This is a genomic window from Methylobacterium sp. AC315 (assembly GCF_979253755.1).
Genome location: NZ_CEEDEA010000007.1, coordinates 97,899 through 110,197, shown reverse-complemented (window position 1 = coordinate 110,197; position 12,299 = coordinate 97,899). Strand labels below are relative to the sequence as shown.

At 73.3% G+C, this 12,299-nt stretch carries 11 protein-coding genes and 1 pseudogene; 2 read left to right on the top strand and 10 right to left on the bottom strand.

All coding sequences use genetic code 11. The features are described 5' to 3' along the window. Positions 1-108: 108 nt before the first annotated feature. The 3 genes from AC0IY0_RS14325 to AC0IY0_RS14315 form a co-directional block, all read right to left on the bottom strand. Complete coding sequence (locus AC0IY0_RS14325) at positions 109-735, bottom strand: uracil-DNA glycosylase family protein (RefSeq protein WP_471764219.1); 627 nt, start codon at positions 733-735, stop codon at positions 109-111. Positions 736-891: 156 nt separating this feature from the next. After that, positions 892-3,087, bottom strand: coding sequence for a xanthine dehydrogenase family protein molybdopterin-binding subunit (locus AC0IY0_RS14320; RefSeq protein WP_471764218.1), 2,196 nt, complete (start codon positions 3,085-3,087; stop codon positions 892-894). Between the two features lie 58 nt (positions 3,088-3,145). After that, positions 3,146-3,601 (bottom strand): (2Fe-2S)-binding protein, encoded by a 456-nt coding sequence (locus AC0IY0_RS14315; protein WP_471764217.1) that lies wholly within the window; start codon positions 3,599-3,601, stop codon positions 3,146-3,148. 280 nt (positions 3,602-3,881) lie between these two features. Between AC0IY0_RS14315 and AC0IY0_RS14310 the strand changes: the two genes are divergently transcribed. After that, entirely contained in the window at positions 3,882-5,417 is a 1,536-nt protein-coding gene (locus AC0IY0_RS14310; protein WP_471764215.1) for a sensor histidine kinase, read from the top strand. Between the two features lie 133 nt (positions 5,418-5,550). On the opposite strand, the gene AC0IY0_RS14305 is transcribed toward AC0IY0_RS14310, so the two are convergent. Then, on the bottom strand, positions 5,551-5,967 hold the full coding sequence (locus AC0IY0_RS14305) for an EVE domain-containing protein (protein ID WP_147938761.1): 417 nt from the start codon (positions 5,965-5,967) through the stop codon (positions 5,551-5,553). Between the two features lie 91 nt (positions 5,968-6,058). Continuing rightward, the gene (locus tag AC0IY0_RS14300) at positions 6,059-6,550 is read right to left on the bottom strand and encodes a hypothetical protein (RefSeq protein ID WP_471764213.1); all 492 of its coding nucleotides are present in this window, start codon (positions 6,548-6,550) and stop codon (positions 6,059-6,061) included. Between the two features lie 39 nt (positions 6,551-6,589). Between AC0IY0_RS14300 and AC0IY0_RS14295 the strand changes: the two are divergent. Beyond that, positions 6,590-6,987 (top strand): annotated as a pseudogene (locus tag AC0IY0_RS14295) (type 2 periplasmic-binding domain-containing protein); the annotation flags it as partial. A 136-nt stretch (positions 6,988-7,123) separates the two neighbouring features. Here the strand turns inward: AC0IY0_RS14295 and AC0IY0_RS14290 are convergent. From AC0IY0_RS14290 to AC0IY0_RS14270, 5 genes are all read right to left on the bottom strand, one after another. Then, positions 7,124-8,116: an NAD(P)H-dependent glycerol-3-phosphate dehydrogenase gene (locus AC0IY0_RS14290; RefSeq protein ID WP_471764211.1), complete on the bottom strand. Its 993-nt coding sequence runs from the start codon at positions 8,114-8,116 to the stop codon at positions 7,124-7,126. Next, on the bottom strand, positions 8,113-8,997 hold the full coding sequence (locus AC0IY0_RS14285) for a GNAT family N-acetyltransferase (RefSeq protein ID WP_471764209.1): 885 nt from the start codon (positions 8,995-8,997) through the stop codon (positions 8,113-8,115). Before AC0IY0_RS14285 ends, AC0IY0_RS14290 begins: the two co-directional genes overlap by 4 nt. Further along, complete coding sequence (gene tsaD / locus AC0IY0_RS14280) at positions 8,994-10,055, bottom strand: tRNA (adenosine(37)-N6)-threonylcarbamoyltransferase complex transferase subunit TsaD (RefSeq protein ID WP_147908433.1); 1,062 nt, start codon at positions 10,053-10,055, stop codon at positions 8,994-8,996. Before tsaD ends, AC0IY0_RS14285 begins: the two co-directional genes overlap by 4 nt. Before the next feature lie 111 nt (positions 10,056-10,166). Next, a complete protein-coding gene (locus tag AC0IY0_RS14275) occupies positions 10,167-10,376 on the bottom strand; it encodes a TOBE domain-containing protein (protein ID WP_147908434.1) in 210 nt (69 codons plus the stop codon). A gap of 107 nt (positions 10,377-10,483) precedes the next feature. Continuing rightward, positions 10,484-12,271 (bottom strand): ABC transporter ATP-binding protein, encoded by a 1,788-nt coding sequence (locus AC0IY0_RS14270; RefSeq protein ID WP_471764206.1) that lies wholly within the window; start codon positions 12,269-12,271, stop codon positions 10,484-10,486. Between the last annotated feature and the right edge of the window lie 28 nt (positions 12,272-12,299).

The following is a 12,299-nucleotide window of genomic DNA, read 5'->3' as shown; positions in this document are numbered from 1 at the left end:
TTCGGGCGGAGGCCTGAGGTTCTCTGACGCTTCGGCTCGTCCCAGATCATCCGCACACGATTTTGTAGCGCCCGGATGGCGGGACCGTCGAGCCTTTTTAGGGCTCGCTCACCCGCCCAGCACCCGCGCCACCTCCGCCTTGAGCACCGGCAGCAGTTCCGCCTCGAACCAGGGCTCGCGCTTGAGCCAGCCGTTGTTGCGCCAGGACGGGTGGGGCAGGGGCAGCACCCGGGGGCGGCGGGGCTCGTCCAGGAGCGCGCGCCAGCGCCGCACGGTGCCGGTCAGGCCGCCCTCCATCCGGCCCAGGTGCCAGGCCTGCGCGTACTGGCCGATCACCAGGATGAGATCGAGGTTCGGCAGGCCGGAAAACAGCTCCGCACGCCAGCGCTCGGCGCATTCCCGGCGCGGCGGCCGGTCGCCGCCCTTGGCGTCGAGGCCCGGGAAACAGGAGCCCATCGGCACGATCGCCACTTGCGCGGGGTCGTAGAACCGCGCCTCGTCGAGGCCGAGCCAGCTGCGCAGCCGGACGCCCGACGGGTCGGTGAACGGCATCCCGGTGCGGTGGGCCCGGGTCCCGGGGGCCTGGCTCGCCACGCAGAGAAGGGCGCCGGTGCTGCCCTGCACGATCGGCCGCGGCTCCTGGGGGAGGGGCGGCCCGTAGAGCGGGCTGTCCCGGCACAGGCGGCAGGCGCGAAGGCGCGCGGCAGTGTCTTCGAACGGGGCGTGTGCGGGCATCGTTGCCAAGATGGCGAGCGGCTGCGCAGAAACCAAAAAAAACGGCGCGGTGTCGCGCCGCGCCGTCGTCAGTCGGGTCTCTTACTCAGGTCTCTTGCCTTGGGGGGAAGGCCCCTCCGTCCTACGCCGGGGCCGGGAGGCGCGCCGTGCGATTCGTCACGCGCCCTTCATGCCGGAGAGGTCGAGGGGCAGGGCGCGCAGGCGCTGCCCGGTGGCGGAGAACACCGCGTTGGCGATGGCCGGGGCCAGCACAGGGACGCCCGGCTCGCCGATCCCGGTGGGCGCGGCCTGGCTCGGCACGATATGCACCGCGACCTGCGGCATCTCGCTCATCCGGGTCGGCTCATAGGCGTCGAAATTGTGCTCCTGCACCTGGCCCTCCTTGAGGGTGATGCGGTTGCGCAGGACCGCGGACAGCGCGAAGCCGACGGCGCCCTCGACCTGGGCGCGGATCACGTCCGGGTTGACCGCGACGCCGACATCCACCGCCGCCACGATCCGGTTCACCCGGATCCCGGAATCCTGGGCGGTGACGTCGGCCACCATGGCGACGTAGGAACCGAAGGATTCGTGGACCGCGACCCCGAGGCCGCGGCCCTTCTCCTGCGGCTTGTCCGACCAGCCGGCCTTGTCGGCGGCGAGCTTCAGCACGCCCGAGAGCCGCGGCGCCTGCGTCAGCAGCGACAGCCGGTAGGCCACCGGATCGACGTCTGCGGCGTGGGCCAGCTCGTCGATCATCACCTCCATGACGTGCGCCGTGTGGGTGTGGCCGACCGAGCGCCACCACAGGACCGGCACGCCCTCGCGGCCGTTATGGACGCCGAACCGGTAGGCCGGCAGCGCGTAGGGCGTGTCGGAGGCGCCCTCGACGGTGGTCGAGTCGATCCCGTTCTTGACGATCATCGCCTCGAAGGGCGAGCCGATCATGATGGACTTGCCGACCATGACGTGGTCCCAGCCGACCACCGCACCCTTGGCGTCGATGCCGGCCCGGACCTTGTGCAGCACGGTCGGGCGGTAATAGCCGCCGGCCATGTCGTCCTCGCGGGTCCAGACCAGGTGGATGGGAGCCGTCTCGCCGGCGGCCTTGAACACGGTGGCGGCTTCCGCGAGGTAGTCGGCGGTGGGCGTCGCCCGGCGCCCGAAGGACCCGCCGGCCCAGTTGCTGTGGAGCCGGACCCGGTCGGGCGTCACCCCGAGGATCGCCGCCATGGTCGCCTGCTCCACGGTCTGGAACTGGAAGCCGGCATAGACGTCGTAGCCGCCGTCGGCCGCCCGCTCGATCGTGGCGTTCAGGGGCTCCATCGCGGCATGGGCGAGGTACGGGAAGGTGAACTCGGCCTCGATCACCTTGGCGGCGCCGTTCAACGCGGCCTGCGGATCGCCGCGCTCGGAGGCGGTGAGGCCGGGGCCCTTGGCGCGCTCCCGGTACTCGGCCAGGATCGCGTCCGACGAGCGGGTCTCGGCGGTGCTGTCATCCCAGGCGACGGTGAGCGCCTCGCGGCCCTTCATGGCCGCCCAGGTGTCCCGGGCGATCACCGCCACGCCGGTGGGGACCTGCACCACGTCGAGCACGCCCACGACCTTCCGGGCCGCGGCGGCATCGAAGCTCTTCACGGTGGCGCCGAAGCGCGGGGCGCGGGCGACCACGGCGGTGACCTGGTTCGGGCGGCGGATGTCGAGGGAGTAGACCGCCGAGCCGTTGGTCTTGGCCACGGAATCGAGGCGCGGCACCGTCCGGCCGATCAGCGTCCACTCGCTCGGGTCCTTGAGCCGCGGCTCGGACGGGACCGGCAGGGAGGCGGCCGAGGCCGCGAGTTCGCCGAACCGGGCCTGCCGGCCCGAGGGTTCGTGGCGGACCACGCCCTCGGCCACCGTGATCTGCGCCACCGGGACCTTCCAGCGGAAGGCCGCCTCGGCCATCAGCATCTCCCGGGCGGCGGCCCCGGCCTTGCGCAGCTGGAACCAGGAATTGGCCACCGCGGTGGAGCCGCCGGTGCCCTGGATCGGGCCCATCAGGCTGTTGTTGTAGAGCGTCGCGTCCGCGGGCGCGAACTCGGTGCGGACCGTCTTCCAGTCGGCGCCGAGCTCGTCGGCCAGGATCGTGGCCAGCCCGGTCGTGTTGCCCTGGCCCATGTCGAGGTGCTTGATCACCACCGTGACGGTGTCGTCCGGGGCGATCCGCACGAAGGCGTTGGGTTGGGCCTTGACGCTCGCGAGGTCCGGGCCGGCGGCGGCCCGGGCGGGCTTCGTGTCGAGCCGGAAGGCGACCACGATGGCGCCGGCGCCGGCCAGGAGGCCGCGGCGGCTGGGACGGACGGGGGATGCGTTCGGTCGACGGGCGTTCAGCATGGCGGCGATGCTCCGGTCAGGACCGCGGGGAGGGGCAGAGGGGTCTGCAGAGGGGTCTTCAGGCGAGGTCGCGCGCGGCCTCGTGGATCGCGGCGCGGATGCGCTGATAGGTGCCGCAGCGGCAGATGTTGCCGTCCATGGCGCCGTCGATGTCGGCGTCGGAGGGCTTGGCGTTGCCGGACAGGAGCCCGATCGCCGACATGATCTGTCCGGACTGGCAATAGCCGCACTGCACGACGTCGAGCTTGCGCCACGCGGCCTGGACGGCCTCGGCCACGCGGCCGGACACGCCCTCGATGGTGGTCACCTGGGCGGTGCCGACATCGCCCACCTTAGTCTGGCAGGACCGCACCGGCTGCCCGTCGAGATGGACCGTGCAGGCGCCGCACTGGGCGATGCCGCAGCCGTACTTGGTGCCGGTCACGTCGAGGCGGTCGCGCAGCACCCACAGCAGGGGCATGTCCGGGTCGGCGTCGACCGTGTGGGTGACCCCGTTGACGGTGAGCATCGGCATGGTCGGCGGCCCTCGATCGACACGCGGGATCCGGGCGCGCGCCGGATCGCGGCGCTTCGGCCCCGCCACGCGGGTCGTTTACCGTAACCGGCCCCGCCTGGCCAACGATGTGTGGCGCCGCACGTCGATCCGGCCGGCCGATCCCCATGGCGCGGACGCCGATGCGTAAGATGCGACCGATGCCGGCAGCCGCTTCTTAAGACATCCGCCCCATCCTGGCGCCGTCGCCCCCCTGCCCAGCTGCCTCGCCGCCGCGTTCGAGCCGAGTTTCAACAATCCCATGTCCGATCTCACCGTCGAGATGGTGCAGCGCGGTCGCGGCCCCTCGACGGAGGAAGCGGCGCGGCGCCTCGGTGTCGCCCGCGAGATCCGCTCGGCGCGCGAGAAGCTGACGTCGCAGACCGGCCTGGAGCGGGCCTTCGACCACGAACTCCTGCGCCATTACGCCCGGTACCGGGCGGGAGCCGGCATTCCGCTGGTGCTGTTCGCCGTCACCCTGGCGACGGCGGCGACCTTCTGGATCGCCCCGGTCGTGGCCGCGCTCTGGGCACTCGGCGTGATCCTGATGGTCACGCTCAACACCACGCTGAGCCGCGGCTTCCTGCGGGCCGACGCGGCCACGATCCCGCTCGCGCGCTGGCGCCGCCGCTTCCTGATCGGCGAGGTCCTGCAGAGCCTGTCGTGGTCGGCGATGATCGGGCTCGGCACCACCGGCGGCTGGACCTTCGCGCTGTTCGGCCTCGTCATCGCGGCCGCGGTCTCGACCATGCTGGCGGCGACGGTGCCGGTGGCGGCGGTCGCCGCCCTGGTGCCGCTGGTGCTCGCCACCGCGTCGCTGGCCACCTGTTCGAAGGGCATGGAGGCGATGCTGCTGGTGCTGATGGCCGCCGGCGCGCAGCTGTTCTTCCTGGGGCTGGCCCGCCGCCTCTACGCCTCGACGGTGGGCGCCCTGCGTTCCCGGGCCGAGAAGGACGCGGTGTTCGGCGAACTGGAGCAGGCCAAGGCTAATTCCGACGAGGCGCGCCGCCGGGCCGAGGAGGCGAACCTCGCCAAATCGCGTTTCCTCGCCACCATGAGCCACGAGCTGCGCACGCCGCTCAACGCCATCCTGGGCTTCTCGGAGGTGATGAAGAACGAGGTGTTCGGCATCCACACGGCGCCGTCCTACCGGGAATACTCGAACGACATCCACGACAGCGGCATGCACCTGCTGAACCTGATCAACGAGATCCTCGACCTGTCGCGCATCGAGGCCGGCCGCTACGAGCTCAACGAGGAGGCGGTGCAGCTCGCCCACGTGGTCGAGGAATGCCGCCACATGATGGGCCTGCGGGCCAAGACGAAGAACCAGACCTTCCACGACCTGGTCGACGCCTCGCTGCCGCGGCTCTGGGCCGACGAGCGGGCGCTGCGCCAGATCGTGCTCAACCTGCTGTCGAACGCCGTCAAGTTCACGCCGCCGGGCGGCGAGATCTGGCTGAAGGTCGGCTGGACCGCCTCAGGCGGGCAGTACGTCTCGGTGAAGGACAGCGGACCCGGCATCCCCGAGGACGAACTCGGCACCGTGATGTCGTCGTTCGGCCGGGGCTCCCTGGCGATCAAGACCGCCGAGCAGGGCTCGGGGCTCGGCCTGCCGATCGTGAAGGGGCTGGTGGAACTGCACGGCGGCCAGTTCCAGCTGTCCTCGCGGCCGCGCGAGGGCACCGAGGTGATCGTGACCCTGCCGGCCTCGCGGGTGATGGACACCCTGCTGCCCGTCGATGTCGGCGCGGACGCGTTCGTCACGGTGCGGGGCGCGTTCAACCGCGCGGCTTGAACGAAGGGGTTCCCGAAGGGCTCAGCCCTTCGGCGGGGATTCGGGGGCGGAGCCCCTGATCATCGGGCGAAGCCCGGCACCAGGGCTCCGCCCTGGACCCGCAAAAGGTCTCGGACCTTTCGAAACCGGGACCTTACGGGATCTCAGCCACGGCGCGGATGCGGTTCCATTCGGCCTCGGTGACCGGCTGAACCGACAGGCGCGAGTTGTTCACCAGCACCATGTCGGCCAGCGCCGGGTCGGCCTTGATCGCGTCCAGCGTCACCGGCCGGGGCAGCGCCGCGACAGCCTTCAGGTCGACCATGCCGAAACGGCCGGTTTCGTCGGTGTGGTCGGGGTAGTAGGGCCGGATCACCGCGACGATGCCGACCACGGCCTTGCCTTCGTTCGAGTGGTAGAAGAAGCCCTGCTCGCCGACCTGCATGGCCATCAGGTGCTTCTTGGCCAGGTGGTTGCGCACGCCGTTCCAGTGGGTGCCGGCCGCGCCGGCCGCGACCTGCTGGTCCCACGACCAGGTCGCGGGCTCGGATTTGAACAGCCAGTACGCCATCACGCCCTCTCTCGCGGGGCCGCCCCGTCGCGGCGGCAGGGCCCCCATAGCGCAGCTGTCCCCGGCGCGGACAGGCCCCTCCGGCCCCGGCTCACCGCCCGTTACGGCCGAGCACGAGCCAGCTGGCGCCCGCGAAGGCCCAGGCGCAGAGCCCGCCATACAGCATGACGCCGTCGACGCCCCGGACCAGCGCCTGCCGGGCGATCGATGCGGCACCGGCGTCGGCCAGCGCCAGATTGCCGGCCGCCACCGTCTCCGCGAGGGCGTCGAGCGCCGCCCCCTGCGCCAGCGGGGCGAGGCCCGCCCGGACGCCCTGGAGCAGGATGAAACCCATCAGGGCGATGTTGACGGAAAGCGCGATCATCCGCGCGCTCATGTCCATGCCCGCGGCCATCCCGGCGCGCTCCGGCGGCAGGGCGCCCGTGGCGGTGTTGGTCACGGGGGTGTTGGTGAGGCCGAGCCCGGTGCCGGCCAGGAGGCAGCCGGGCAGCAGCGTCAGCCAGCCCGCCTGCGCGCCGGTGGCGGCCGCGCGCATCAGCAGGACGCCGGCGCCGATGGCGAACAGGCCGAGCGGGATGACCACGCCCGGGCCGTGGCGCAGGAGCAGGCGCTCCGACAGGGGCGGCGCGACGGCGACATCCTCGGGCCGGAGCATTTCGGCTGGTTCGCGGCCCCGCATTTCGAGCACCGGGCCGGCGAGACGTTGCGCCTGGCCGCGACCTCGCCCTGCTGCTCCGTGCGGGACGTCGCCATCCAGTTGCTGGACCGGGCCGGGATTCCCTGGACGGAGGTGTTCGTCGGCGGCACCTCGGCGATCAGCGCGGCCCTGTCGGCGGGGCTGGCGGTCTCGGCCTTCCCGCGCCGGCTCGCCCCGGCCGACGTGATCGACGTCGCCGACGCGCTGGGGCTCCCGCCGATCCCCGCACTCGCCCTGGTGCTGCACTCGTCCTCACCGATCCGCGCAGCAAGGACGCGCTGCTGGCGATCACGGCGGCGTTCCGGGAGCACCGGCGGGGTTAGGGCGTTCGCACGACGACTTGAGGGTTTCCAAAGGGCTCCGCCCTTTGGCGGGGTTCGGGGGCGGAGCCCCTGAGACACCTTTCAGGCGACCAGGGCTCCGCCCTGGACCCGCAAAAGGTCCCGACCTTTTGAAACCCTAATCCGACTCGCCGCGCAGCGGCCGGGCGAGCAGGCCGGCGATCACGTCCTCGACGCCGGCCCGGCCCGTCACGATCGCCGCGACGGCCTGCGCCACCGGCATGTCGATCGCCCGGGCCGCCGCCAGGCCGGCCAGGGCCGCGGCCGTGAAGGCGCCCTCGGCGAGCTTGCCGCCGGACGCCGCCTCCGGGCTCGCCCCGGCGCCGAGCCGCTGCCCGAAGGCGAAGTTGCGCGATTGCGGCGAGGAGGCGGTGAGCACCAGATCGCCGAGGCCGGAAAGGCCCATCAGGGTCTCGGGCCGGCCTCCGAACGCCCGGGCGAAGCGCATCAGCTCGGCGAAGGCGCGGGCGATCAGGGCCGCCCGGGCGCTCTCGCCGAGGCCCCGGCCCGCCACGATCCCGCAGGCGATGGCCAGCACGTTCTTGCCGGCGCCGCCGATCTCGACGCCGCGCACGTCGTCGGTGTGGTAGAGCCGGAAGCTCGGCCCCGAGAGCAATGCACTCAACGACGCGGCGAGCCCGGGATCCGTCGCCGCCAGGGTGACGGCCGTGGGAAGGCCGCAGGCGACGTCGGCCGCGAAGCTCGGGCCGGACAGGACAGCGACCGGCGTTCCCGGCGGCAGGACCTCTTCGGCGACCGCGCTCAGGAAGCTGTCGCTGCCGCGCTCGATCCCCTTGGCGCAGAGGATCACCGGCCCGGCCGAGGCGAGGGGACCGCGCAGAGTCTCCAGCACGCCGCGCACGGTCTGGGCCGGCACGACCAGCAGGGTCGCCCGGGCGCCGGCGAGTTGTTCGGATTGCCCTGTCACCACGATCCGGTCGTGGAGCGGCACGCCCGGCAGGTAGCGCGGGTTCTCCCGCGCGGCCTGCAGCCTGGCGGCGGCCTCCGGGTCGCGCAGCCAGAGCGAGACCGGGTGCCCGGCGGCCGCGGCCGCGTTGGCCAGCGCCGTGCCCCAAGCGCCGCCGCCGACGACGTTGATGGGTGCGCTCATGCCGAAACCCCCGCCTGTTCAAGCCGATAGAGGATGTGGCTGCGCAGCGGCCCCTCCGGCACCGCCGGATGCGCGAACGTCTCCGCCCGCACCATGCCGAGGCGCTCCATCACCGCCAACGAGCGCCGATTGCCGGACGCGGTGTACGCCACGACCGCCCGGATGCCGCAGCGCTCGGCGAGGTCGGCCAGCGTCAGCCGCGCCGCCCGGGTTGCGAGGCCGTGGCCCCAGGCATCCCGGGCGAGGCGCCAGCCGATCTCGATGGTCGCGCCGACCCGCTCGCCCCCCGGGAACGGCATGGCCCGCATGATCCGGAACGCCCCGACGAAGCCGACGAACCGGCCGTCCCGCTCCAGGGCCCAGGGGCCGAACCCGTCCGCCACGAAGCGCCGGTCATAGCTGCTCGCCTCGGCGGCGCTCTCGGCCTCGGTCCGGGGCCGGGGGAAGAATTCCATCACCGCCGGATCGGCGTTGAGCGCCGCGAACGGGGTCGTGTCGGCCGGACGCCAGCGGCGCAGGAGCAGGTCGCCGTCCTGAAGGCCGTCCGGCATTGGGGCCGTCGCGATCTCGCTGCGCCGGAGCTTCCCCCGCCGGATCTTGCCGCGCCAAGCCAGGGAACGCCGGTTCAGCAGGGCGAGGTCGGCGGTGCCGGCCAGCACCGCATCCCCGAGGGCGATCGCGTGCTCAAGGCCGTCGGCCGGCATGTTGGCGTGGGCGGGCGCCGCCACGCTGTCGCGCCAGGGGCCGCCGCAGGCATTGTCCAGGAGGATGCGGGCGAAGCAATGATCGAGGCGGACCGGCCAGCCGGGCCGGGCGGCCTCGGGCAGGCGGCGCGCGACGAGATCCCGCCACTGCGCGCGCCGGTCCGCACCGGTGCTCATCCGGCCGGGACCGCGTCCCGGGCCGGGTCGACGGCCAGCGGCCAGCGGGGGCGGGCCGGCGCGGTCAGGTCGTCGACGAGCCCGAGCCGCAGGCGCTCCAGCCCGGCCCAGGCGATCATGGCGCCGTTGTCGCCGCAGAGCGGCAGGGGCGGGGCGACGAAGCCGAGGCCCGCCTCGCCGGCCAAAGCCGCCAAAGCGCGACGGATCGCGCCGTTGGCCGAGACGCCGCCTGCCGCCACCAGGGCGGTGGGCCGGCCGGCGACGCCCGAGAAGGCGCGCAGGGCGACCCGGGCGCGGTCCACCACCACGTCGACCACGGCGGCCTGGAAGCTCGCGCACAGGTCGGCGACGTCGCGCTCGGCCAGCGGGGCGATCCGCTCGGCCTCGATCCGCAGGGCGGTCTTGAGACCCGACAGGGAGAAATCCGCCTCGCGCCGGCCCAGCATCGGCCGGGGCAGGGCGAAGCGCTCGGGGTCGCCCGATTCGGCCATGCGCTCGACCTCGGGGCCGCCGGGGTAGCCGAGGCCCAGCAGCTTGGCGACCTTGTCGAAGGCCTCGCCGATGGCGTCGTCCACCGTGGAGCCGAGGCGCACATAGTCGCCGACCCCGCGCACGGCGACGAGCTGGGTGTGGCCGCCCGAGGCCAGCAGCAGGAGATACGGGAAGGGCAGGTTGTCGGTCAGCCGCGCGGTGAGCGCGTGGGCCTCGAGGTGGTTGACCGCGAGCAGCGGCTTGCGGGTCACCAGGGCCAGGGTCTTGGCGGTGACGAGGCCGACCAGCACGCCGCCGATCAGCCCGGGCCCGGCCGCCACCGCGATCCCGTCGAGGTCGGAAAAGCCGATCCCGGCCCGGTCGAGGGCGCGGGCGATCAGCCGGTCGAGCACCTCGACATGGGCCCGGGCGGCGATCTCGGGCACGACGCCGCCGTAGGCGGCGTGCTCGGCGATCTGGCTCAGGATCTCGTTGGCGCGGATCTGCGCGGCCCCGTCCTCATCCACGGACACCACGGCGGCGGCGGTCTCGTCGCAGGTGGTCTCGATGCCGAGCACGGTCTTCACGGGCCACTCCCTAGGGTCATCGGACCTGCAGGCCCCGCCCGGGAGCCCGCCGGGCCGGCGTAATCCGGGCGCCGGGCGAGCGCAATGACCGCCCGGCGCCCCATGGCAGGCTCAGTCGACCGCGATCATCACGTCGGAGGCCTTCACCACGGCGTAGGCCGGGCCGCCGGCCACGAGCTTGAGGGCATCGACCGCCTCGTTGGTGATCGCGGCGGTGACCACCTGGCCGGGGCTGATCTCGATCTTCACGTGGGCGGTGGTCGAGCCCTTGTCGACCGAGACCACGGTGCCCTTGAGGACGTTGCGCGCGCTGATCTTCATGCTGTCGTGCTCCGAAGCTCACTCGGCCGAATCGGGCCGCATCCGGCGCGTGTCCTACAGCATGGCGCGGGTCGGCGCGACCACCCGGGGGCGGGGGGACAGGTCCGTCACGCGCTCGCAGCCAGGACGGATTGCCGCTCGAACAGGGCGCGGTAGGCCCCGCCCGGGCGGCGCATCAGGTCGGCGTGGGGGCCGTCCTCGACGATGCGGCCGTGGTCGAACACGAGGATGCGGTCGAGCGCCTGCACGGTCGAGAGCCGGTGCGCGATCACGAGCGCGGTGCGGCCGTGCATCAGCCGCGCCATCGCCTCCTGCACCAAGGCCTCGGATTCCGAATCGAGGCTCGAGGTCGCCTCGTCGAGGATCAGGATCGGCGCATCCGCCAGGAAGGCGCGGGCCAGCGCCACCCGCTGGCGCTCGCCGCCCGAGAGCTTGACCCCGCGCTCGCCGACCAGGGTGGCGTAGCCATCGGGCAGCCGGGCGATGAAGGCGTGCGCGTTGGCGAGCCGGGCCGCCCGCTCGATCGCCTGCGCCGAGGCGCCGGGCCGGGCATACGCGATGTTCTCGGCGAGCGAGCGGTGGAACAGCACCGGCTCCTGGGGCACGATCGCGACCTGCGCCCGCAGGCTGTCCTGGCTCGCCGCCGCCACGTCCTGCCCGTCGATGGTCACGCGCCCGCCCGAGACGTCGTAGAGCCGCTGGATCAGCTTGACGAAGGTGGTCTTGCCCGAGCCCGAGCGGCCGACCAGCCCGACCCGCTGGCCCGCCGGGATCGTCACCGACAGCCCGTCGTAGAGCGGATGCCCGTGGGCGCCGTAGTGGAAGCGCACGGCCTCGAAGCGGATCGTCCCGCCCGCGACCGCGAGCGGGGCCGCCCCCGGCCGGTCGGCGACGCCGAGGGGCTCGTCCGCCAGCGCGACCAGTTCCTCCATCTCGTTGACCGCCCGCTGCAGGTGGTTGATGTGGCCGCCGATGTCGCGCAGGTAGCCGTGCACCACGAAGGTGGTGGTGAGCACGTAGGCGACGTCGCCCGGGCTCGCCTCCCCGCGCCACCACAGCCACAGGGCGGTGGCCACGATGGCGGTGCGCAGGGCGAGCAGCAGCCCGAGCTGGCCGGTGCCGCTCCACGTGATGATCATCCAGGTGCGGTGCGTGCGCCGCTGCCACCTGGCCAGGAGCCGGCCGAGGCGCGCCTCCTCCCGGGCCTCCGCGCCAAAGGCCTTGACCACGGCGTTGTTGCCGATCGCGTCGCTGAGGGCGCCGCCGAGCCGCGTGTCGAGGGCGTTCGAGAGCGCGGAGGCGGGGGCGATGACCCGGGTCGCCAGGAGCGCGGTGGCGCCGACATAGGCGGCGGCGCCCAGCGCCACCACGGCGCCGAGGGCCGGCCAGTGCAGGCCGAGCACGAGGGCGGTGCCGAGCAGCACCACCAGGGCGGGCAGCAGCGCCAGCAGCAGCGTGTCGTTGAGCCCGTCGAGGGCCCACATGCCGCGCGAGATCTTTCGGACGGTGGAGCCCGAGAAGGTGTTGGCGTGCCACTCGGTCGAGAAGCGCTGGACCCGGGCGAAGCCGTCCCGGGCCATGTCGCTCATGGTGTGGAGGGTGAGCGGCACCACCAGGCTCCAGGCGACGTGCCGCAGCAGCGCGGTGGCGAGGCCCAGCGCCGTCATCGCCAGGAAGGCGGGCAGCGCCGCCTCCAGCGCCGCCTGCCGCTCGGGCCCGGTGAGCGCGTCGACCAGCCGGCCGGCATAGAGCGGCAGCAGCACCTCCGCGAAGGTCGCCAGGGTGATCGCGCCGGAGAGGCCGGCCACGAGGGGCCAGCGCAGGCGCCAGCCGCGGACGACGAAGGCGAGCACGCGGCGGACCGCGCCCACCCGCCGGGGAGGGGACAGGGACATGCACAAGCCCGACGCGTCGGCGTCGGCT

Coding starts and splice junctions, on each gene's coding strand:
- AC0IY0_RS14325 (WP_471764219.1), bottom strand. CDS start 735: ATGCCCGCACACGCCCCGTTCGAAGACACTGCCGCGCGCCTTCGCGCC.
- AC0IY0_RS14320 (WP_471764218.1), bottom strand. CDS start 3,087: ATGCTGAACGCCCGTCGACCGAACGCATCCCCCGTCCGTCCCAGCCGC.
- AC0IY0_RS14315 (WP_471764217.1), bottom strand. CDS start 3,601: ATGCCGATGCTCACCGTCAACGGGGTCACCCACACGGTCGACGCCGAC.
- AC0IY0_RS14310 (WP_471764215.1), top strand. CDS start 3,882: ATGTCCGATCTCACCGTCGAGATGGTGCAGCGCGGTCGCGGCCCCTCG.
- AC0IY0_RS14305 (WP_147938761.1), bottom strand. CDS start 5,967: ATGGCGTACTGGCTGTTCAAATCCGAGCCCGCGACCTGGTCGTGGGAC.
- AC0IY0_RS14290 (WP_471764211.1), bottom strand. CDS start 8,116: ATGAGCGCACCCATCAACGTCGTCGGCGGCGGCGCTTGGGGCACGGCG.
- AC0IY0_RS14285 (WP_471764209.1), bottom strand. CDS start 8,997: ATGAGCACCGGTGCGGACCGGCGCGCGCAGTGGCGGGATCTCGTCGCG.
- AC0IY0_RS14275 (WP_147908434.1), bottom strand. CDS start 10,376: ATGAAGATCAGCGCGCGCAACGTCCTCAAGGGCACCGTGGTCTCGGTC.
- AC0IY0_RS14270 (WP_471764206.1), bottom strand. CDS start 12,271: ATGTCCCTGTCCCCTCCCCGGCGGGTGGGCGCGGTCCGCCGCGTGCTC.